Source organism: Streptomyces sp. NPDC001822 (assembly GCF_042892135.1).
Lineage (GTDB): Bacteria > Actinomycetota > Actinomycetes > Streptomycetales > Streptomycetaceae > Streptomyces.
In genome coordinates this window covers 1-21,389 of sequence record NZ_JBIATW010000015.1, presented here as the reverse complement: position 1 = coordinate 21,389, position 21,389 = coordinate 1, and the positions used below count along the sequence as shown (strand labels likewise).

Below are 21,389 nucleotides of genomic sequence, written 5' to 3'. Positions count from 1 at the left end.
TGTGTCCTCCCTCCGAGGTAACGGGCCGTGCGGCCGGGCCGCACGTTGACGCACGGTCAGCTCTCACCCGTACGGCCCCGGGTGGCGCGCCCTTCGGTGCGGTTCCGTGCAGGTCGCGGCGCCGGTGGCGGCGGCGGAGCGCGTCCGGTGCCGATCGGGTGACACCCCCGCCTTCCGGGTGTGGCGCACGTCACATGAATGGAGTCGCCGGGGGCGGGCACACGCACCACACCCCCCACGGGACGGCAGCCCCCCCGCCGGCCCCCGGCAACCGCCCTCACCGGCCCATCCCCCCCGGGACCGGTGGGGGCGGTGCCGTGTCTCCGCGTGCCGCCGGACCCTCATGCCCCCCGGGTCGCGGACCAGGTGATGTCCGGCGGCCGCACGCGGGCGCACCTCGGTCCGCCCCTGTCGTCGGTCAGGCGCAGCCGCGCGGTGAGGTGTCCGGTCCGCGCGGCGGCCTCGACGACCTCCGGATCGATGTCGCCGATCATCAGCTTGGCGCGCCGGAACATGGTGAAGTCGCCGGACCCGTCGACGGTGCCCCAGGACAGGTAGACGAAGTGGCCGCCGAGCCTGTTCTGGATGTACGGCCCCGAGATCTCGACGCCCTCGGCGGTGGGCGCGGCCGTGCAGTCCAGGGTCCAGGCCGCGCGGGGCGCGTCGCCCGGGTGCAGGCCCAGCAGCTCGCCCGGCCGGTCCTTGCGCTGCACGCCGACATGGATGTTGTCGAAACCGGCGAAGCCGGTGCCGGGGCCGCAGGTGCGGCCCGGAAGTTCCGAGGCCTCGATGTGGATCTGCATGGGCCCATGGTCCCCTACCTGCGGTCGGCCGCCGGGCGGCCGGCTCCCGGCCGCGGGCCCCGGGGGAGAGGTCACACGGCGTCGCGGGGGGCTTCCTCGTAGACCTGGCGGATCCGCTTCATCAGGTCCTCGTCGACCGCGAACGGGGTGTCGTCGATCCGCCGGACCGGTGCGATCCCCTGGGAGTTGCTGAGGAAGGCGGCGCGGTAGGCGCCCAGGCCGTCCAGCGTCACAGGCCGCCGCACCGACGGGCGGTCCGCCCGGGCGAGACCGTCCACCAGCAGCGCCATGGTGATGCCGGTCAGTGACGGGGCGTCCGGCCAGACCACCGACGTGCCGTCCCAGAATCCGATGTTGGTGATCGAACCCTCGGTCACCACACCGCCGGGCAGGGTCAGCAGCGCCTCGTCGAAGCCCGAACGCCCGGCCGTCTCCCGGTAGTAGGTCTGGCCGAACTCCCCGGGGCGCTTGATGTGGGGTACGGACCGCGCGTAGGGGACCGACATCAGGCTCTGCGGTTCCCGGGTCATCTCCGCCGGCCCGCGGACGGTCACCATCGTGACCGTCTCCGCGCTGCCCGGCGGCATGAAGCCGTGCACCCGCACCGACGCGTCCCGTATCCCGGTGGAGTCGAGGGCGTGCCCGACCAGCTCCCGCACGCGGTGACCGGCGAGGGGCAGCCCGAAGAGTTCGCGGCTCGCCGAGTCCAGTCGGCGCAGATGCAGGTCCAGGCCGCGCACCGTGCGGTCCCTGACCTGCATCGCGGTGAAGTGGCCGTAGCCGGCGAAGGCCGGGACCAGGAGGTCGTCCGGGGTGGCGGGACGGCCGTCGAACTCGGCGTACGTCGTGGCCGCGGGAGTCGTCATGGCCCCCACCGTAAGGGCTGTCCCGGCACGCTTGACCTCAACCTTGGTCGAGGTGTGAGGCTTCCGTGCATGGACATCACCACACCCGTCGTCCCCGGCCCCTCCGACGCCCCGTTGCAGGTGGCCGTCATCCTCGGCAGCAACCGCGAGGGCCGCTTCGGGCCGGTCGTCGCGGACTGGTTCCTCGGCCGTGCGGCCGGCCACCCCGGCGTCGAGGCCGCACCGGTCGACGTCGCCGAGACCGAAACCCCGGGCGCCCGCCCGGTCCCGCGGCTCGCGGAGGCCGACGCCTTCGTCGTGGTCACCCCGGAGTACAACCACTCCTACCCCGCCCCGCTGAAGAGCCTCATCGACCGGCACTTCGCCGAATGGCAGGCCAAGCCGGTCGCGTTCGTGTCGTACGGCGGTGTCTCCGGCGGACTCCGGGCCGTGGAGCACCTGCGCCAGGTCTTCGCCGAACTCCACGCCACCACCGTGCGCGACACCGTCTCCTTCCACGGCGCGGGCGCCCTCTTCGACGACCTCGGACAGCCGAAGGACCCCGGGCCCGCCGACGGCGCGGCCAAGCGGATGCTCGATCAGCTGGTCTGGTGGGGCCGTGCGCTGCGCGACGCCAGGACCCGCCACCCCTACGGCGGCTGACACCCCCTGGGTGACAATCGATGGTCACGAACGCCGAGGACGAGGAGGCCCGCGATGACCGAGCCCGCAGTGCTGACCGTGCTGACCACCACGGACAGCGAGGAGAAGGCACGTGCCCTGGCCAGGGGAGCCGTGGAGGCGCGGCTCGCCGCGTGCGCGCAGATCTCGGCTCCCGTCACCTCCGTCTACCGGTGGCAGGACGCCGTGGAGACGGCCGAGGAGTGGCAGGTGCTGTTCAAGACGACGGCCCGGCGCTACGACGAACTGGAGGCCCACCTCGTCGCGGCGCACGACTATGCGACACCCGAGATCATCGCGACGCCCGTCGTGCGGGGCAGCAGCCGCTACCTCGCCTGGGTGAGCGCGGAGACGGCCCCCGCGGCGGACCTGTGACGCAGGTGCGGCTGCCGTTCTTCGTGTACGGCACCCTGCTGCCGGGCGAGCACAACCACGACCGGTACCTCCGGGGCCGTACGCACGACGAGCGGCCCGCCGTGCTGCCGGGCGCCCTCCTCTACGAGGGCCCCGGCTACCCGTACGCGATCGACGGCCACGGCACGGTCTCCGGTGTCCTGGTCACCGCCGCGCCGGACTCGTACACGGAACTCCTCCGGCTCCTCGACCGCCTGGAGGAGTACTCGGGCCCGGATCACCCGCGCAATCTCTACGAGCGGGTGGTCCGGACGGTCCTTCCCTCAGCGGGCGACCTGTCCCCTCCCGAGCCCGTCCGCGCCTGGGTCTACCTCGCCGCCACCACCGTCACCCGCTCCCTGCGGACCGGTGGCACGGTGGTGCCCGGCGGTGACTGGCTCACCCGGCGGCCTCCACCCGCACCGCGCACACCTTGAACTCCGGCATCCGCGACACCGGGTCGAGCGCCGGGTTCGTCAGGGAGTTGGCCCGCCCCTCGCCCGGCCAGTGGAACGGCATGAAGACGGTGTCCTGCCGGATCGACGAGGTGATCCTCGCCGGGGCGACCGCCCGCCCCCGCCGAGAGGTGACCGCCACCCTCTCGCCCTCGGCCACCCCGATCCGCTCGGCCAGCCGCGGATGCAGCTCCACGAACGGTCCCGGCGCCGCCGCGTTCAGCTCCGCCACCCGGCGGGTCTGGGCCCCCGACTGGTACTGCGACACGACCCGCCCGGTGGTCAGCACGACCGGGTACTCCGCGTCGGTCTCCTCCGCCGGCGGCCGGTGGACGACCGGGACGAACCTGGCCAGCCCGTCGTCCGTCGCGAACCGCTCCAGGAACAGCCGGGGGGTCCCGGCGTGCGCCTCGTCCGGGCAGGGCCAGAACACCCCGTCCTCCGCCGCGATCCGGGCGTACGTGATGCCCGCGTAGTCGGCCGGTCCGCCCGCCGAGGCGCGCCGCAGCTCGTCGAACACCTCCCCGGGGTCCGTCGGGAACCCCTTCCCGTGCCCCAGCAGCCCGGCGAGCCCGTTCAGCACCTCCAGATCGCTGCGCACCCCCTCGGGCGGAGCGACCGCCCGCTGCCGCAGCAGCACGCGGCCCTCCAGGCTGGTCGTCGTCCCGCTCTCCTCGGCCCACTGCGTCACCGGCAGCACCACATCGGCCAGCGCCGCCGTCTCCGACAGGACCACGTCGGCGACCGCGAGGAAGTCCAGCGCCCTCAGCCGGTCCTCGACGTGACCCGCACGCGGCGCGGACACGACCGGGTTCGACCCCATGACCAGCAGCGACCGTACGTCCCGCCCCAGCGCGTCCAGCAGTTCGTACGCGCTGAGTCCCGGCCCCGGCAGCGTGTCGGGGTCCACCCCCCACACCCCGGCCACATGGCGGCGTGCGGCAGGATCGGTGAGCTTGCGGTAGCCGGGCAGCTGGTCGGCCTTCTGGCCGTGCTCGCGGCCGCCCTGGCCGTTGCCCTGGCCGGTCAGGCAGCCGTACCCGGACAGCGGACGCCCCGCCCGGCCCGTCGCCAGGCAGAAGTTGATCCACGCCCCGACGGTGTCCGTGCCCTTCGCCTGCTGCTCGGGCCCCCGCGCGGTGAGCACCATCCCGCTCTCCGCCCCGCAGAACATCTCCACGGCCTCGCGCAACCGCGGCACGGGCACCCCGGTCAGACGCTCCACCAGCTCCGGCCAGTGCGCCATCGCGCCCGCCCGCGCCTCGTCCCAGCCACGCGTCCTGGTGCGGACGAACTCCTCGTCGACCCGCCCGTCCGCCACGACCAGATGCAGCATGCCGAGCGCGAGGGCCAGATCGGTGCCCGGCCGCGGGGCCAGGTGCAGGTCGGCCTGCTCGGCGGTCCTGGTGCGGCGGGGATCGATGACGATCAGGCGGCCGCCGTTCTCCCGCAGCTCGGTCAGATAGCGGAGGGCGGGCGGCATCGTCTCGGCGAGGTTCGATCCGACCAGGATCACGCATCCGGTCCGGGGGACGTCCTCCAGCGGGAACGGCAGCCCCCGGTCGAGGCCGAAGGCCCGCTGGTGCGCGGCGGCGGCCGACGACATGCAGAAACGTCCGTTGTAGTCGATCTGCGACGTGCCCAGCACCACCCGGGCGAACTTCCCCAGGGAGTAGGCCTTCTCGTTGGTGAGCCCGCCCCCGCCGAACACCCCCACCGCGTCCGGGCCGTACTCCGCCCGGGTCCCGCGCAGCCCGTCCGCGATCCTCTCCAGCGCCTCGTCCCAGCCGGCCGGCACCAGCTCGCCGCCGGCGTCGCGGACGAGGGGCCCGGTCAGGCGGACACCGGCGGCCAGCACGGCGGGCGCCGTGCGCCCCTTGCCGCACAGGGCGCCCCGATTGACGGGGAAATCCGTGCGCTCGACGACCTCGACCACCCCGCCGCCGGTGACGGGCCGGAGTTTCATCCCGCACTGGAGTGCGCAGTACGGGCAGTGTGTGGACGTCTCGGTGCTGGCCATGCACCCAGCGTGCGATCCGGGTATTACGAGGGCCGGTGCGTCCGGTTACGCCCCCGGTACACGCACCTCAGCCCGCCCCGCCGCCCGCGGTGAGGTCGTCGGCGAGCGCCTTCGTCACTCCGGACTCCCGCGGGCCCAGGAAGTGCGGATCCGGCTCGAACACCGCGTCCAGGAGCGCCTTCCCCGCCGCGAGTACCTCCCGCGTCCCGCCGTAGTACCAGGTCACATCGTGTACGTCGGCGGCCCCCACCCCGTACGCGTCGATCCCCGCCGCACGGCACAGGGTGATCGCGCGCCGGATGTGGAAGCCCTGACTGACCAGTACGGCCCGGTCGACGCCGAAGATCCGCTTGGCCCGGACACAGGAGTCCCAGGTGTCGAACCCCGCGTAGTCACTGACGACGCGCGCGTCCGGAACCCCGCGGGCGGTGAGGTACGCGCGCATGGCGTCCGGTTCGTCGTACTCCACGCGGCTGTTGTCCCCGGTGACGAGCACGACCCGCACCTTTCCGGACCTGTACAGCTCGGCCGCGGCGTCCAGCCGGTGCGCGAGGTACGGCGACGGCCTGCCCTGCCACAGCCCCGCCCCGAACACCACGGCCACCTGCGCCGCCGGGGCGTCCGCCGCGGTCCGCACCCGGTCGTCGGCCGAGACGTGCAGCCACGCCATGGGCGCGAGTGCCACCGCGCAGGCCACCATCAGCGCCTGCACCAGCCGCCGCTGCCCCCGCCGGGTCCCCGGCGGCCGTGGCAGCGCGGACGCGAGCCACCGCAGCGGAGCCGCGAACCGCCCCTTCGTCCCCAGCCGCATGCGACGCTCCCCTGCGCTCGTACCGGACCCTGCACCGGACCCTGCACGGAAGGGGACGCCCGGCGGGCGCGAAAGGTTCGCCCCGCGCGCGTGTGAACAGGTACTGACACCATGGACAGGGGAACCGTGAGGCCGAGGCAAACACCCGTCACCGGTGCGAAACGGCCCGGCAACGTCCGCCCGGCAGGATCGGTCCATGACGGAGCCGGCACCGGAACAACCCCGTGAAGCCCTGCCCCTCGACAGCACGGCGCAACTCCTGGCCCGCATCACCTCCCAGCTCGGAACCCAGCTCAGCCTCGTCTCCCTGAACGGAACCCGCAGGCCCATGCACCGCACCCGCACCCCCGGCCCCACCCTGGTCGCCGTCGCGCACGGCAGCCGGGACCCGCAGGCCCTGCGCACCGCCCTGGAGCTCCTGGACAGGGTCCGGGAGCTGCGGCCCGGCGTCGACGTGCGACTCGGCCACATCGAGCTCAGCGCACCCCTCCTGCCGGACACCCTGGCCGGGATCGGGCACGGCGAGGCGGTGCTCGTGCCGCTGCTGCTCGGCCGCGGCCACCACGTCCGGCACGACCTGCCCCGGGCAGCCGCCGCGAGCGGCGTGCGGACCCGCGTCGCCGCACCCCTCGGACCGCACCCCCTGCTCGTGGAGACCCTGTACGAGCGACTCGTCGAGGCGGGCTGGCGGGACGGCGACGGCACGAGCCGCAGCGCCGGAGTCGTGCTCGCCGCCGCCGGTTCGCGCGACCCCGACTCCGGTGTCGACGCCCGCCGCACGGCGGCCATGCTCAGCGCCCGCCTCGGCGGTGTGCCCGTCGTGCCCGCCTACGCCTCCGCCGCCACCCCCACCGTCCCGGCCGCCGTGCGCGCCCTCGCCGCACGCGGCCGCCACCGGGTCGCCCTCGCCTCCTACTTCACGGCCCCCGGCCGCTTCGCGACCGCCGCGGCCGACGCCGCCCCGGGCATCGCCGCCGCACCGCTCGGCGCGCACCCCGCCATGGCGCGCCTCCTGCTCCACCGCTACGACCGGGCCCTGGCCGCCCCGGCGCCCGCGCACGGCGCCCCGTCCCACGCGCCCCTCCTCGCCTCCGCCTGACCCCTCCTGTCAGCCAGGACGTCTACTGTCGGTGCATGGACGGTACGCACCCCACCCCGGACACACAGGAGCGCGGCGCGACTCCCTACGGCGCCGCCGACACCGAGCGCTGGGACGCCGAGCCGGACAAACGGCCCGGGCGCACCGCGTTCCAGCGGGACCGTGCCCGCGTGCTGCACTCCGCCGCCCTGCGCAGGCTCGCGGGCAAGACCCAGGTCGTCACCCCCGGCACCCGGGGCCGCGCCTGGGACGCCAGCCCGCGCACCCGGCTCACCCACTCCCTGGAGTGCGCCCAGGTCGGCCGGGAGCTCGGTGCCGCGCTCGGCTGCGATCCCGACCTCGTCGAGGCGGCCTGCCTCTCCCACGACATGGGCCACCCGCCCTTCGGCCACAACGGCGAACAGGCCCTCAACGACTTCGCGTCCGACTGCGGCGGCTTCGAGGGCAACGCCCAGTCGCTGCGCCTGCTCACCCGCCTCGAACCCAAACGCTTCGTGCGCGACCCCCGCAGCGGCGAACTCGTCAGCGTCGGGCTCAACCTGACCCGGGCGGCGCTGGACGCCGCCACCAAGTACCCCTGGGCCAGGGGCGCGCACCCCACGGACCCCGGCTCACCCAAGTTCGGTGTGTACGAGGACGACCTGCCGGTCTTTGACTGGGTCCGCAAGGGTGCGCCGCAGGACCGCACGTGCTTCGAGGCGCAGGTCATGGACTGGTCCGACGACGTCGCGTACTCCGTGCACGACTTCGAGGACGGCCTGCACGCCGGACACGTCGACCCGGGCTGCCTCTTCTCCGATCCGGAGCGCCGGGAGATCTGGGACGTGGCCATCGGGCGGTACGTCCCGGCGGACACCGACCCGCAGGAACTCGCCGAAGCCCTCGACCGGCTCACCGCCCAGGAATGGTGGCCGCACGGCTACGACGGCACCGCGGTCGCCCAGGCCCGGCTCAAGGACGCCACGAGCCAGCTCATCGGCAGGTTCTGCCTCGCCGCCGAGGTCGCGACCCACGAGCGCTACGGCCCCGGACGGCTCGGCCGCTACGGCGCCGAACTCGTCGTCCCGCGCTCCGTGCGCAACGAGTGCGCCGTCCTCAAGGCCGTCGCGGACCGTTACGTCATGCAGCGCGCCGAGCAGGAGGTCATCCGCGCCGGCCAGCGGATCGTCATCGCCGAGCTCGCGGCGGCGCTCACCGCCCGCGCGCCCGAAGGACTGGAGCCGCAGTTCCACACCCTGTTCGCCACCGCCTCCGACGACCGGGCCCGCAAACGGGTCCTCGTCGACCAGATCGCCGCACTCACCGACGCCTCCGCGCGCTCCCTTCACCGAACGCTCACGGACGCCCGGCAGACTGGACCATGACCGGGCCACATGCCGGTGGCTTCGGCCCGATCGGGGCACACCCTCTTTCGCCATCACGCTGCGTGCGGGACGCTCGCGGGTGGTGGCGCCGCGCAGCACAGTACCGAGGAGGCATCAAGTGGTCGACGCACATCGGACGTTCGTCATCGTCGGCGGAGGACTCGCCGGAGCGAAGGCAGCTGAGACACTCCGGGCGGAGGGCTTCAGCGGCCGGGTGATCCTGATCGGCGACGAGGGCGACCATCCGTACGAACGGCCCGCCCTGTCCAAGGGGTACCTGCTGGGGAAGGAGGAGCGGGACTCCGTCTTCGTCCACGAGACCGCCTGGTACGCGGGCGCCGACATCGAGCTCCACCTCGGCCAGGTGGTCACCTCCATCGACCGCGAGGGCCGGTCGGTGCAGCTCGGCGACAACACGGTCGTCCACTACGACAAACTGCTGCTCGCCACGGGCGCGGAGCCGCGCCGGCTCGACATCCCGGGCACCGAACTGGTCGGCGTCCACCACCTGCGCCGGCTCGCCCACTCCGACCGGCTGCGCAACGTCCTGTCCTCGCTCGGCCGCGACAACGGCCACCTGGTGATCGCCGGGGCCGGCTGGATCGGGCTGGAGATCGCCGCCGCCGCCCGGACCTACGGCGCCGAGGTCACCGTCGTCGCCCCCTCCCCGACCCCGCTGCACCACGTCATCGGCCCCGAGGTCGGCCAGATCTTCACCGACCTCCACGCCGAGCACGGCGTCCGCTTCCACTTCGGCGCCCGCCTCACCGAGATCGCCGGGGAGGACGGCATGGTCCTCGCCGTCCGCACCGACGACGGCGAGGAGCACCCGGCCCACGACGTGCTCGCCGCGATCGGCGCGGCCCCCCGCCTCTCGCTCGCCGAGGCCGCCGGGCTCGACATGGCGGCACGGGACCAGGGCGGCGGCGTCCTCGTCGACGCCTCCCTGCGCACCAGCGACCCGCACATCCACGCCGCCGGGGACATCGCCTCCGTGGACCACCCGCTGTTCGGCGGCCGGCTGCGCGTCGAGCACTGGGCGCACGCCCTGAACAGCGGACCGGCGGCGGCCAGGGCCATGCTCGGCCAGGACGTGACGTACGACCGGGTGCCGTACTTCTTCTCCGACCAGTACGACCTCGGGCTGGAGTACTCGGGCTGGGCGCCGCCCGGTTCCTACGACCAGGTCGTCCTGCGCGGGGACGCCGGCAAGCGCGAGTTCATCGCCTTCTGGCTGAAGGACGGCCGCGTCCTCGCCGGGATGAACGTGAATGTGTGGGACGTCACCGAGAGCATCCAGAAGCTGATCCGGGCCGCCGTACCGGTCGACCCGGAGGCCCTGGGCGACCCGTCGGTGCCCCTGGACTCCCTGCTCTGACCCGCGTGCCCGCCCCGGGGCGGGCACGCCCCACGACGGGACCGGCCCGCCGCACGGCCGGTCCCGGACGGCCGGGCCCACCCGTAGACTTCACGCGTGGCAGGCAGGATCAATGACGACGACGTGAAGGCGGTCCGGGACGCGGTCCCGATCGACGCCGTCGTCTCCGAGTACCTCCAGCTCCGCAACGCGGGCGGCGGAAACCTCAAGGGCCTGTGCCCCTTCCACGACGAGAAGTCCCCCTCCTTCCAGGTCAGCCCCGGCAAGGGCCTGTTCCACTGCTTCGGCTGCCAGGAGGGCGGCGACACGATCGCCTTCGTGATGAAGATCGACCACCTCACCTTCTCCGAGACGGTCGAGCGCCTCGCCGCCAAGGCGGGCATCACCCTGCGGTACGAGGAGGGCGGCTACAACCCCTCCCACCAGCGCGGCGAGCGCATCCGGCTGGTCGAGGCGCACAAGATCGCGGCCGACTTCTACCGCGAACAGCTGAACGGCCCCGAGGCCGAGATCGGCCGCAAGTTCCTCGCCGAGCGCGGCTTCGACCAGGACGCCGCGGCCCACTTCGGGGTCGGCTACAGCCCGGCCGGCTGGGACCACCTCACCCGCTATCTGCGCGGCAAGGGCTTCAGCGACAAGGAGCTCATCAGCTCCGGCATCTCCCAGGACGGCCGCCGGGGTCCCATCGACCGCTTCCGAGGCCGGCTGATGTGGCCGATCAGCGACACCTCCGGGGACATCGTCGGCTTCGGCGCCCGCAAGCTCCGGGACGACGACAACGGCCCGAAGTACCTCAACACCCCCGAGACGTCGATCTACAAGAAGTCCCAGGTGCTGTACGGCATCGACCTGGCCAAGAAGGACATCGCGAAGGCGAGCCGGGCCGTCGTCGTCGAGGGCTACACCGACGTCATGGCCTGCCACCTGGCCGGGGTCACCACCGCCATCGCCACCTGCGGCACCGCCTTCGGCAACGACCACATCAAGATCCTCCGACGGCTCCTGATGGACAACGGCAGCGCCCGCGTGATCTTCACCTTCGACGGTGACGCGGCCGGGCAGAAGGCCGCCCTGCGCGCCTTCGAGGACGACCAGAAGTTCGCCGCCGAGACCTACATCGCGATCGCCCCGGACAACATGGACCCGTGCGACCTGCGGCTGGCCAAGGGCGACGGCGCCGTCCGCGACCTGGTCGAACCCCGCACCCCGCTCTTCGAGTTCGCCCTGCGCCAGATCGTCGCCCGCTACGACCTGGAGACGCCCGCCGGCCGGGCCGCCGCGCTCGACGAGGCGGCCGCCGTCGTCGCGAAGATCAAGACGAGCAGCGTCCAGCGCGAGGTGGCCGTCCAGCTCGCCGGCTTCGTCGGCATCCTCGACCAGGAGTTCGTCGTCCACCGGGTCAACCAGCTCGCCCAGTGGGCCCGCGGCCGGGGCGAGCGCGGACCCGCGCCGGGCAACCAGCCCCGGGGCGGCGCCCCGCAGCACCGGATCCAGGCGCCCACCGCACCGTCCGGACCCGCGCTGAACCTCCGCAGCCCCGCCCACCGCACGGAGCGGGAGCTGCTCAAGCTCGCCCTGCAGAAGCCCGCGCTCGTGTCGCCGGCCTTCGACGCCTACGGCGTCGACGAGTTCACCGCCCCGCCCTACGCGGCGGTGCGCCAGTGCATCGCGGAGGCGGGGGGCGCCGAGATGGGGGTCGCCGAGACCCGCGAGTACCTCGTCCAGGTGCTCGACGCGACCCCCGACGACACCGTGCGCAAGCTCGTCACCGAGCTCGCGGTCGAGGTCTTCCACGGCAAGACCATCGACGAGACCTACGCCGGCATGCAGCTCGTCCAGGTACGCCTCCGGGCCGTCGACCGCAGGATCGACGACGTCCAGGGCAGCCTGGCCCGGCTGGGGAGCAACGTGGCCCCGGACCACCTGGCCGCCGCGCAGAACGAGGTCTGGGTCCTCCAGCAGTACGCGCAGTCGCTGCGGAGCCACGGCGCCGACGCGCTCTGAACCACGATCAGCACCCTGTCACCCGGCGGACGCAAAAAGTCACCGCACGCCCCTCGTGACAGCGATGTGTCGTACCCCACACTGGGTGGCGGTGCCTGAGTCATCGGAGCGCGGCCGGTCCACCCAGGGCGGACCCTCCATCCCCGCGATCCGGCAGCGATCATCTGGAGGCCGCCCCCGTGCAGACCCGGACCGCGCCGACCACGACCGAGCACGTCCCGGCGATCCCCGCGCAGAACCGGGCCTCACGACACCCGGAGACGGCGGGCACGCCCGAATCGGTGCTGGAGGAGCCGGTGGAGCCCCCCCTGCCCCCCGAGCCGCGGAGCCGCCCGGAGGCGGGCGGCCCGTCCTCCGACCTCTTCCGCCAGTACTTACGCGAGATCGGGCGGATACCCCTGCTGAGTGCGGCCGAGGAGGTCGAGCTCGCCCGCCGCGTCGAGGCCGGGCTCTTCGCCGAGGAACGCCTCGCCGGCACCCCCGACCCCGACACCCGGCTCGCCGTCGACCTGGACCGGCTCGTCGTCATGGGGCGGATGGCCAAGCGCCGGCTGATCGAGGCCAACCTCCGCCTCGTCGTGTCCGTGGCCAAGCGCTACGTCGGCCGCGGCCTGACCATGCTCGATCTCGTGCAGGAGGGCAACCTCGGACTGATCAGGGCGGTCGAGAAGTTCGACTACGCCCGGGGCTACAAGTTCTCCACCTACGCGACCTGGTGGATCCGCCAGGCCATGTCACGCGCCCTTGCGGACCAGGCCAGGACCATAAGGGTCCCGGTGCACGTCGTCGAGCTGATCAACCGGGTCGTCCGCGTCCAGCGCCGCATGCTCCAGGAGCGCGGCTACGAGCCGACCCCCGAGGAGGTCGCGGCCCAGCTGGACCTGACTCCCGAACGCGTCGGCGAGGTCCTGCGGCTCGCCCAGGAACCCGTATCCCTGCACGCCCCCGTGGGCGAGGAGGACGACGTCGCCTTCGGGGACCTCATCGAGGACGGCGACGCCGCGTCCCCCGTCGAGTCGGCCGCCTTCCTCCTCCTGCGCCAACACCTGGAGACGGTCCTGTCCACCCTCGGGGAACGCGAGCGGAAAGTCGTCCAGCTGCGCTACGGACTGGACGACGGCAGGCCCCGCACGCTCGAGGAGATCGGGAGGATCTTCGGCGTGACACGCGAACGCATCCGCCAGATCGAGTCCAAGACGCTCGACAAGCTGCGGGACCACGCCTTCGCCGACCAGCTGCGCGGCTACCTGGACTGAGCCCGGCCGGCGCACGGGTGGCGGTGCCGCAACTCCCGTGCGCCGGCCGGGTCGGTCAGTCGACCTCCGCCAGCGCCTGCGCGAACTGCGCCGCGTACAGCCGGGAGTAGGCACCGCCGGCAGCCAGCAGTTCGTCGTGCGTGCCCTGTTCGACGATCGAGCCGTTCTCCATCACCAGGATCACGTCGGCGTCCCGGATGGTGGAGAGGCGGTGCGCGATCACGAAGCTGGTGCGGCCGTGGGCCAGCCGTGCCATCGCCTTCTGGATCAGCACCTCGGTCCGGGTGTCCACCGAGCTGGTGGCCTCGTCGAGCACCAGGATCACCGGGTCGGAGAGGAACGCCCGCGCGATGGTGATCAACTGCTTCTCACCCGCGCTGACCCCCGACCCCTCGTCGTCGATCACGGTGTCGTAGCCGTCCGGCAGGGTACGCACGAAGCGGTCGGCGTGGGCCGCGCGCGCCGCCTCCTCGATCTCCTCCCGGGTGACCTCGCGCGAGGCGCCGTACGCGATGTTCTCCGCGATGGTGCCCCCGAACAGCCAGGTGTCCTGGAGCACCATGCCTATGGCCGAACGGAGTTCGTCGCGCGTCATCCGCGCGGCGTCGACCCCGTCGAGGGTGATGCGGCCGCCCGTCACCTCGTAGAACCGCATCAGGAGATTGACCAGCGTCGTCTTGCCGGCGCCGGTCGGTCCGACGATCGCGACCGTGTGGCCCGGCTCCACGCTCAGCGAGAGGTCCTCGATGAGCGGCTTCTCCGGGTCGTACCGGAAGGACACGTGCTCCAGCGAGACGCTGCCGCGCAGCTCCGCGGGCCGCTCCGCCGTGTCCGGGTCGGGTGCCTGTTCCTCGGCGTCCAGCAGGCCGAAGACCCGCTCGGCCGACGCGATGCCGGACTGCACCAGGTTCGCCATCGAGGCGACCTGGGTCAGCGGCATCGAGAACTGCCGGGAGTACTGGATGAACGCCTGCACGTCACCGATCGACAGGGAACCCGACGCCACCCGCAGCCCGCCGACGACCGCGACGAGGACGTAGTTCAGGTTCGACACGAACATCATCAGCGGCTGCATGATCCCGCTGTTGAACTGGGCCTTGAAGCCGGCCTCGTAGAGCGCGTCGTTCTGCTCGGCGAAGTCCCGTGCGGACTCCTCCTGCCGCCCGAACGTCTTGACCAGCGTGTGGCCGGTGTACATCTCCTCGATGTGGGCGTTGAGCGCGCCCGTCACCTTCCACTGCGCCACGAAGTGCGGCTGCGAGCGCTTCCCGATCCGCGTCGCGACGACCACCGACAGCGGGATCGTCACCAGCGCCACCAGGGCCAGCAGCGGAGAGATCCAGAACATCATGACCAGCACGCCGACGATGGTGAGCAGGGAGTTGATGAGCTGGCCCATCGTCTGCTGCATCGTCTGCGAGATGTTGTCGATGTCGTTCGTCGCGCGGCTGAGCACCTCACCGCGCTGCTGCCGGTCGAAGTACGAAAGCGGCAGCCGCGCCAGCTTCGTCTGCAGGTCCTCGCGCAGCTGGTAGACGACCCGGTTGATCACCCGGATCGAGACCCGTGTCGACACCAGCATCAGGAGCCCCGCGGCGACGTACACCGCCAGCGCCAGAAGCAGGACGTGGCCCACCGCCCCGAAGTCGATGCCCTCGCCGGGGGTGAAGTCCACGCCGGACAGCACGTCCGCGAGACCGCCGCTGCCCTTCTCCCGCAGGCCCTCGACGGCCTGCTCCTTCGTCGTGCCCTCCTGGAGCCCCCGGCCGACGACCCCCGCGAAGATCAGGTCCGTGGCCGAACCGAGGATTTTCGGCCCCGCCACGGAGAGCGCCACGCTCAGCGTCCCCGCCCCCAGCATCAGGGACAGCGACGACTTCTCCTTGCTGAACCGTCTCAGCAACCGCTTCCCGGACCCCTTGAAGTCCATCGACCTCTCGGTGGGTCCCATGGACATCATCCGTCCGCCAGGCCCGGCCATCAGGCGGCCTCCGCTTCCGTCAGCTGGGAGAGCACGATCTCCCGGTAGGTTTCGTTTCCGTCCATGAGCTCGCGATGGCTGCCGTTCCCGACGACCCGGCCCTCGTCCAGCACCAGGATGCGGTCGGCGTCACGGATCGTGGACACCCGCTGGGCGACGATCACCACGGTCGCCGCCGCCGTCTCCTCGGACAGCGCGGCCCGCAGAGCGGCGTCCGTCGCGTAGTCCAGTGCCGAGAACGAGTCGTCGAAGAGATAGATCTCGGGCCGCTGCACCAGCGTCCGCGCGATCGCGAGGCGCTGGCGCTGCCCGCCGGACACGTTGGTGCCGCCCTGCGCGATCGGGGCGTTCAGACCGTGTTCGAGGTCCTCGACGAAGCCCTTCGCCTGCGCCACCTCCAGGGCGTGCCACAGCTCCTCGTCGGTCGCGTCCGGATTGCCGTACCGCAGATTCGTCGCGACCGTCCCCGAGAACAGGTAGGGCTTCTGCGGCACCAGGCTCACCGTCTTCGCCAGCAGGACGGGATCCAGGGTCCGCACGTCCGTTCCGTCGACCAGCACGTCCCCGTCCGTCGCGTCGAACAATCGCGGCACGAGGCCCAGCAACGTCGACTTCCCGCTGCCCGTCGACCCGATGATCGCGGTCGTCTCCCCGGGCCGCGCCACGAGATCGACCGCCCGCAGCACCGGCTCCTCGGCGCCCGGGTAGCGGAACTCCGCACCCCGTATCTCCAGGTGGCCGTGCTTGAGCAGCTTCGTGACGGGGGCGCTCGGCGGCACCACGCTCGACTCGGTGTCCAGGACCTCCTGGACGCGCTCCGCGCAGACCTCGGCGCGCGGCACCATGATGAACATGAAGGTGGCCATCATCACGGCCATGACGATCTGCATCAGATACGCCAGGAAGGCCGTCAGCGCCCCGATCTGCATCCCGCCGCTGTCGATCCGGTGCGCACCGAACCAGACGACCGCGATCGACGACAGGTTCACCACCGTCATGACGGTCGGGAACATCAGGGCCATCAGACGGCCCGTCGACAGCGCCACGTCCGTCAGTTCGCCGTTCGCGCCCCGGAAGCGGCCCTCTTCGTAGTCGTCCCGTATGAAGGCGCGGATGACCCGGTTGCCGGTGATCTGCTCGCGCAGCACCCGGTTCACCGTGTCCAGCCGCACCTGCATCGTGCGGAACAGCGGACGCATCCGCCGCACGATCAGGCTCACCGAGATGCCGAGGACGGGCAGCACGGCCAGCAGGACGCCCGACAGCGGCACGTCCTGGCCGAGCGCCAGGATGACGCCGCCGACGCACATGATGGGCGCCGACACCATCAGGGTGAAGGCCAGCAGGACGAGCATCTGGATCTGCTGCACGTCATTGGTCGTACGCGTGATCAGCGAAGGGGCGCCGAACCTGCCGACCTCGCGCGCGGAGAACGACTGCACCCGGCCGAAGACCGACGCCCGCACCTCCCGTCCGAGCGCGGAGGCCGTCCTGGCGCCGTAGTAGACCGCGCCGACGTTGCAGACGACCTGGAGGACGCTCACGGCGATCATCACCCCGCCGTAGCGCAGGATGTAGCCGGTGTCCCCCCGCACGACACCGTTGTCGATGATGTCCGCGTTGAGACTGGGCAGATAGAGGCTTGCCGAGGTCTGCAGGAGCTGGAGCAGGACCAGCAGCAGGATCGGCTGTCTGTACGGACCCAGGTAGGTCCGCAGGATTTTTATGAGCACACGAGTCTCTCGGAGTCGGCGAAGGGCAGAGGCCGATCCATACTCCGGTACGCCGCGCCGTGGCGGCCAACACTTTTCCTCAAGCCCCGGTCAAATCCGGACCGTTGCCCGTCAGACGGACGTGTCGAACGCCCCGGGGTGGATCTGGTCCCGGGTGGCTCCGTACTGCTGACGTACGGCGCGGCCCACGGCGAGCTCGTCGCCCGGCTCCAGCACCTGCGCCGCGGCGCCGCGCCAGGCCGGGGGAGTACGGGGATCGAGCGTGCCCTGCGAGACCCCGAGGGCCCACGCCGCCTGCCGGGCGGCTCCCAGCGCCCCGTACTGCGCGGGCTGCGGGACGACGACCTGCGTACCGAAGAGCGCGGGCGCCAGTGCCTGCACGGCGGGCAGCTCGGCCGCCGCACCCAGCAGGAACACCCGCCGCACCTCCACGCCCCTGCCGCGCAGCACGTCCAGCGCGTCGGCCAGCGAGCACAGCATGCCCTCGAAGGCGGCCCGCGCCAGGTGCTCGGGCTTCATCGACTCGCGCCGCAGCCCGCTCAGCGTGCCCGCCGTGTGCGGCAGGTGCGGGGTGCGCTCACCCTCCAGATACGGCAGCAGCACCAGTCCGGAGGCGCCCGGCGTCGACTTCAGGGCCAGGGCGGACAGTTCGTCCAGCCCGTCCACGCCCAGCATCTCGGCGGTCCCGCGCAGCGCGCGCACCGCGTTGGAGGTGGACACCACCGGCAGGTGCATCCCGGTCGCGTCGGCGAACGAGGTGATCATCCCCGTCGGGTCGGCCAGCGCCTCGTGGTGCACGGCCATCACCGAACCGGAGGCACCGAGCGAGACCACCGCGTCCCCCACGGCCACGCCCAGCCCGAAGGCCGCCGCCATCGTCTCGCCGGTGCCCGCCGAGATCAGCAGTCCCTCCGGCGTGGTCCCCGCGGACTCGGCCGGGCCGAGCACCTCGGGGAGAGCGGCCTGGCGGCCGAGCGCGAGCTCCACGAGATCGGGGCGGTAGGACCCGGAGCCGGCGGACCAGTAGCCGGTCCCGGACGCGGCACCCCGGTCGGTCGTACGCCGGGCCGGCCGGCCGAGCAGCTGCCACACCAGCCAGTCGTGCGGCTGCAGGACGGCGGCGACGCGCTGCGCGTTCTCCGGCTCGGTCCGCGCCAGCCAGCGCAGCTTCGCCACCGGCTGCGCGGCCTGCGGCACGGCTCCGACGGCCTCCGCCCACGCCTGCCGGCCCCCGAGTCCGTCGATCAGGTCGGCCGCGGCGGCCTGAGCCCGCCGGTCGTTGCCGAGCAGAGCCGGACGCACGAGGTTGCCCTGGCCGTCCAGCGGCACCATGCCGTGCTGCTGCGCGGACACACCGATCGCCTGGACGCCCTCGAGCAGCCCTCCGGAGGCCGCCTCACCGAGTGAGAGCAGCCACGCCTGCGGATCCACCTCGGAGGCCTTGGCCTCGATGGGATGCGCGGCGTACCCCTGCCGCAGCACCGCACCGGTGTCCGTGTCGCAGACGACGATGTGTGTGAAGGCGGATGAACTGTCCAAGCCGGCGACTATGCCCATACCCAAGATTCTGCCGCACCGGCGGACCTTTCCCGTACCGGGCGGGTGCCCGGTACGGGAAAGGTCCGCCGGTGCGGCCTCAGGTATCGGCCTCAGGTGCTGGCCTCAGGTGTTGGTCGTGCCCCAGTCGTCGGAGCCGTTCTGGCCGCTGCGCTCCTTCAGCGAGCGCACCCGGTCGGAGACGGAGACGGGCACCCTGTCCCCCACCTTCTCGCTCACCGAGTGGTACGCCTTGCCGGCGAACTCCCGGCCACCGTGCGCGGCGGACTCCGCCGCGTTGCGCACCGCCGGATTCTCGGCGAGCCGCTGCGCCGACTTCTTCAGCTGCTCGTAACGCTCGCGCCCGGCTCGCGTGCCGAGCACGTAACCGAGGGCCACTCCGGCGATGAACGTGAGCCGGTACCGCATGGCTGCCACCCTTCCTTCGCTCCGTGCGACGTGTGCTGCCCGCCTACCCGCGCACGCCCGAGATCACCCCGGGGCATACCGATTGGCGGAGCACCCCCCTGCTTGCGCTAATGTATGTGTCGCAGCGAACGCGCGCCGCTCGGCAGCCGCCAGGCAGGTACGATTCGAGGCACGCAGCAATCCCCTGTAGCTCAATTGGCAGAGCAGCCGGCTGTTAACCGGCAGGTTACTGGTTCGAGTCCAGTCGGGGGAGCGCGATCCCCTGTAGCTCAATTGGCAGAGCATTCGGCTGTTAACCGGAGGGTTACTGGTTCGAGTCCAGTCGGGGGAGCGGAACGGAAAGGGACCCTTCGGGGTCCTTTTTCTTGTGCCCGCGCGCCCTTGTCCGTGACTCTTTCGTGGTCATTTCGCGCCGTCCGGAACCGGGCGGCGCGCAGCGCGGTCTTCATGGTCACGCGAAGCCGACCATCCGCAGCAGGAGATCGTATGACCGGCTATGCTGCGGCAGACGGCGCGCACACGTGTACGCGCCACGCCGATACGGGGCGGTAGCTCAGCCGGTTAGAGCAGCGGACTCATAATCCGTCGGCCGTGGGTTCGAGTCCCACCCGCCCCACCACAGCAGAAACGTCGTGACCTGCGAGAACGCAGGTTTCACGCTAGCGCAGGCGTCGCGTTCGCCACACAAACGCCACACCGAAGCCCCGTACGATTTCTCCATGGCTTCGATCAAGACCAATTCCCGGCTGTCCGGAGACCCCTCGTACACCATCGTCTGGCGGGCCGGCGGGTCCCGAACAGGGGACTGGTGTCGCGAGACCTTCGATGACGAGGATCAGGCGAAACGTTTCCGCGACCTGGTCAACGGTCACGGACAGCAATGGCCGCCGGGGTGGGTCAAGGGGAAGGGATTCGTCGAGGCGGGGGAGCCGCCGATGCCGGACTCGGAGAAGTTCCCGGTCTATGCGCACTTCTACGTGGGGCTACTGACAGACATATCTGAGCACACCAGAACCAACTACACGAGATTCATCGATAACCACATGATCCCGTGGTTCGGGGAGCTGTCAGTCTCCGACCGCGGGAGCAGGCTTACCCGGGACCACGTCAGCCAGTGGATTCTGGACCTTCAGAGCGGGAGGCCCGGCCCGCTGCACCCCGCGGGTACGAAGCGCCGGGCGTACGCCCCAAAGACCATCGCCAACCTCCATGGCTTGCTCTACAGCATCTTCCAGTCCGCCGTGAGCGCCGATCCCGCCCTGCGCGACTCGAACCCGTGCGCCCACACGCGCTTGCCCAAGGGGAACGACACCGAGGATGACGAGGTCTTCCTTGAACCCGAGGAGTACGCACTCCTCAAGACACACGTGCGCGCCGACGCCGTCGACATCGTCGATGCCCTGGTGAGCACCGGCCTCCGATGGGGCGAGATAACCGCTCTGCAACCCCGGGACTTCACCTTCGCGTCGAAGCGGCCGACGCTTCGCGTTCAGCGCGCCTGGAAGCGGCGTGGAGAGGGCGGGACGTTCCTCGGCGCTCCGAAGACGAAGAAGTCACGCCGGACTCTCGTGCTGACCCCGGAGCAGGTGCAGTTGTTCCAGCGGCGCTGTCTGGGCAAGCAGTCGACCGACCTGATCTTCACCGCGCCAGAAGGCGGGGCCTGGCACTCCGGCGTGTTCTACGCACACCGCTGGAAGCCTGCCCTTGACGCGGCCAATGCAGCCGGTCTCACCAAACGCCCCCGGGTCCACGACCTGCGCCATACGCACGCTTCCTGGCTCATCGCCGGCAAGGTCCCGCTGCCCGTGATCCAGGCCCGCCTCGGCCACGAATCGATCACGACAACCGTCGACCGGTACGGGCATCTGCTGGAGGCATCGGACGAGGAGGTTGTGGCAGCCGTCGAATGGGCTATGGGTGCTGCAGCTGTGAAGCGTGATCTTTCCGAGGCGGCCTGACGCCCTTTTTAGTCAGGGCCCAGCACGAGCCGGCCTCTCGCCCCGTTGGAAAGAAGAAAGCCTGGACCATGGCCGAGCAGGTCGGGCAGCTCCGGCCGGACGGCGTCCAGCGCCTGCTGAACCACTCCGAGTGGGACGGGGACGTCGTCCGTGACGATCTGCGCGGCTAACGACTCGGAGATCACTCACGGGACAGCCCTTACGACCTCGTGCACGATAGGCGTCACCGCAGGTCAGCGGCTTGCTCCGTCGCGACGCCCGAGCCGCTGACCTGCACCGATGCAGCAACGACCCTAATCGTGCACGAGGTCGTTACGAGCTCGTGCATGGTTGGGATGAAGACGTGTTGATGTTGCGGTCGGCGTTTTGATCACGCGGCCGGTACGGGCAGTGCGAGTGCCTTCGTGTGGTGGGTTGCTTGTTGGTCGGTCAGGAGTCCGGCGATGGCTCGGATGGTGTCGGGCAGGTTGTCCCGGCGGGTGTGGTGTCGGGCGAGAGCCCTCCGGGGCCTCCCCCTGAGTGGTGGACACGCTGATACTGGATCTGCTTGATCCGGAGGAAGCGAGAAGACCGCCGATGGCGATGAAGGACTACTCGGACGAGTTCAGGGCCGATGCTGTGGCCCTGTTCGAGTCCATGCCCG

17 protein-coding genes and 3 tRNA genes are annotated in these 21,389 nt (G+C 71.6%); 12 read left to right on the top strand and 8 right to left on the bottom strand.

Annotation, left to right across the window (positions count from 1 at the left end; translation table 11 throughout):
- Window positions 1-341: 341 nt before the first annotated feature.
- A complete protein-coding gene (locus tag ACFYY2_RS28185) occupies window positions 342-803 on the bottom strand; it encodes a DUF5990 family protein (RefSeq protein WP_388748105.1) in 462 nt (153 codons plus the stop codon).
- A gap of 71 nt (window positions 804-874) precedes the next feature.
- Window positions 875-1,669 (bottom strand): aminotransferase class IV, encoded by a 795-nt coding sequence (locus tag ACFYY2_RS28180; protein WP_388748103.1) that lies wholly within the window; start codon window positions 1,667-1,669, stop codon window positions 875-877.
- 69 nt (window positions 1,670-1,738) lie between these two features.
- Between ACFYY2_RS28180 and ACFYY2_RS28175 the strand changes: the two genes are divergently transcribed.
- The 3 genes from ACFYY2_RS28175 to ACFYY2_RS28165 are packed head-to-tail and all read left to right on the top strand — an operon-like array spanning window position 1,739 to window position 3,159.
- Window positions 1,739-2,311, top strand: a complete 573-nt coding sequence (locus ACFYY2_RS28175) for an NADPH-dependent FMN reductase (RefSeq protein ID WP_388748101.1) — start codon at window positions 1,739-1,741, stop codon at window positions 2,309-2,311.
- Window positions 2,312-2,365: 54 nt separating this feature from the next.
- Window positions 2,366-2,704, top strand: a complete 339-nt coding sequence (gene cutA, locus ACFYY2_RS28170; protein WP_388748099.1) for a divalent-cation tolerance protein CutA — start codon at window positions 2,366-2,368, stop codon at window positions 2,702-2,704.
- Window positions 2,701-3,159 (top strand): gamma-glutamylcyclotransferase family protein, encoded by a 459-nt coding sequence (locus ACFYY2_RS28165; protein ID WP_388748097.1) that lies wholly within the window; start codon window positions 2,701-2,703, stop codon window positions 3,157-3,159. Before cutA ends, ACFYY2_RS28165 begins: the two co-directional genes overlap by 4 nt.
- Here ACFYY2_RS28165 and ACFYY2_RS28160 read toward each other — a convergent pair.
- Entirely contained in the window at window positions 3,122-5,197 is a 2,076-nt protein-coding gene (locus tag ACFYY2_RS28160) for a molybdopterin oxidoreductase family protein (protein ID WP_388748095.1), read from the bottom strand. The genes ACFYY2_RS28165 and ACFYY2_RS28160 overlap by 38 nt on opposite strands.
- 67 nt (window positions 5,198-5,264) lie before the next feature.
- Window positions 5,265-6,008: a vancomycin high temperature exclusion protein gene (locus ACFYY2_RS28155; protein WP_388748093.1), complete on the bottom strand. Its 744-nt coding sequence runs from the start codon at window positions 6,006-6,008 to the stop codon at window positions 5,265-5,267.
- A gap of 196 nt (window positions 6,009-6,204) precedes the next feature.
- Between ACFYY2_RS28155 and ACFYY2_RS28150 the strand changes: the two genes are divergently transcribed.
- The 5 genes from ACFYY2_RS28150 (at window position 6,205) to ACFYY2_RS28130 (ending at window position 13,109) form a co-directional block, all read left to right on the top strand.
- Complete coding sequence (locus tag ACFYY2_RS28150; protein ID WP_388748092.1) at window positions 6,205-7,107, top strand: sirohydrochlorin chelatase; 903 nt, start codon at window positions 6,205-6,207, stop codon at window positions 7,105-7,107.
- Between the two features lie 35 nt (window positions 7,108-7,142).
- The gene (locus tag ACFYY2_RS28145; protein ID WP_388748090.1) at window positions 7,143-8,471 is read left to right on the top strand and encodes a deoxyguanosinetriphosphate triphosphohydrolase; all 1,329 of its coding nucleotides are present in this window, start codon (window positions 7,143-7,145) and stop codon (window positions 8,469-8,471) included.
- Window positions 8,472-8,589: 118 nt separating this feature from the next.
- Entirely contained in the window at window positions 8,590-9,849 is a 1,260-nt protein-coding gene (locus ACFYY2_RS28140) for an NAD(P)/FAD-dependent oxidoreductase (protein WP_388748088.1), read from the top strand.
- Window positions 9,850-9,945: 96 nt separating this feature from the next.
- Window positions 9,946-11,853, top strand: coding sequence for a DNA primase (gene dnaG / locus ACFYY2_RS28135; protein WP_388748086.1), 1,908 nt, complete (start codon window positions 9,946-9,948; stop codon window positions 11,851-11,853).
- Window positions 11,854-12,032: 179 nt separating this feature from the next.
- Window positions 12,033-13,109, top strand: a complete 1,077-nt coding sequence (locus tag ACFYY2_RS28130; RefSeq protein WP_388748084.1) for an RNA polymerase sigma factor — start codon at window positions 12,033-12,035, stop codon at window positions 13,107-13,109.
- Window positions 13,110-13,164: 55 nt separating this feature from the next.
- Here the strand turns inward: ACFYY2_RS28130 and ACFYY2_RS28125 are convergent, their stop codons facing one another.
- From ACFYY2_RS28125 to ACFYY2_RS28110, 4 genes are all read right to left on the bottom strand, one after another.
- Window positions 13,165-15,090, bottom strand: a complete 1,926-nt coding sequence (locus ACFYY2_RS28125) for an ABC transporter ATP-binding protein (RefSeq protein ID WP_388748082.1) — start codon at window positions 15,088-15,090, stop codon at window positions 13,165-13,167.
- Window positions 15,090-16,823 (bottom strand): ABC transporter ATP-binding protein, encoded by a 1,734-nt coding sequence (locus ACFYY2_RS28120; protein WP_388748080.1) that lies wholly within the window; start codon window positions 16,821-16,823, stop codon window positions 15,090-15,092. The genes ACFYY2_RS28125 and ACFYY2_RS28120 overlap by 1 nt, the downstream gene beginning before the upstream one ends.
- A 111-nt stretch (window positions 16,824-16,934) precedes the next feature.
- Window positions 16,935-18,380, bottom strand: coding sequence for an FGGY family carbohydrate kinase (locus ACFYY2_RS28115; RefSeq protein ID WP_388748078.1), 1,446 nt, complete (start codon window positions 18,378-18,380; stop codon window positions 16,935-16,937).
- A 105-nt stretch (window positions 18,381-18,485) separates the two neighbouring features.
- Window positions 18,486-18,788 carry a YtxH domain-containing protein gene (locus ACFYY2_RS28110; protein ID WP_327122363.1) on the bottom strand — a complete coding sequence of 101 codons (303 nt, stop codon included), beginning with the start codon at window positions 18,786-18,788 and terminating at the stop codon, window positions 18,486-18,488.
- Between the two features lie 180 nt (window positions 18,789-18,968).
- On the opposite strand from ACFYY2_RS28110, the gene ACFYY2_RS28105 reads away from it, so the two are divergent.
- The 4 genes from ACFYY2_RS28105 to ACFYY2_RS28090 all read left to right on the top strand — a co-directional run bounded on the left by ACFYY2_RS28105 (window position 18,969) and on the right by ACFYY2_RS28090 (window position 20,746).
- A tRNA-Asn gene (locus tag ACFYY2_RS28105) sits at window positions 18,969-19,041 on the top strand.
- Between the two features lie 5 nt (window positions 19,042-19,046).
- Window positions 19,047-19,119, top strand: a tRNA-Asn gene (locus tag ACFYY2_RS28100).
- 211 nt (window positions 19,120-19,330) lie between these two features.
- Window positions 19,331-19,407: transfer RNA gene (locus ACFYY2_RS28095), tRNA-Ile, on the top strand.
- Between the two features lie 100 nt (window positions 19,408-19,507).
- Entirely contained in the window at window positions 19,508-20,746 is a 1,239-nt protein-coding gene (locus tag ACFYY2_RS28090) for a tyrosine-type recombinase/integrase (RefSeq protein ID WP_388748075.1), read from the top strand.
- Window positions 20,747-21,389: the final 643 nt, after the last annotated feature.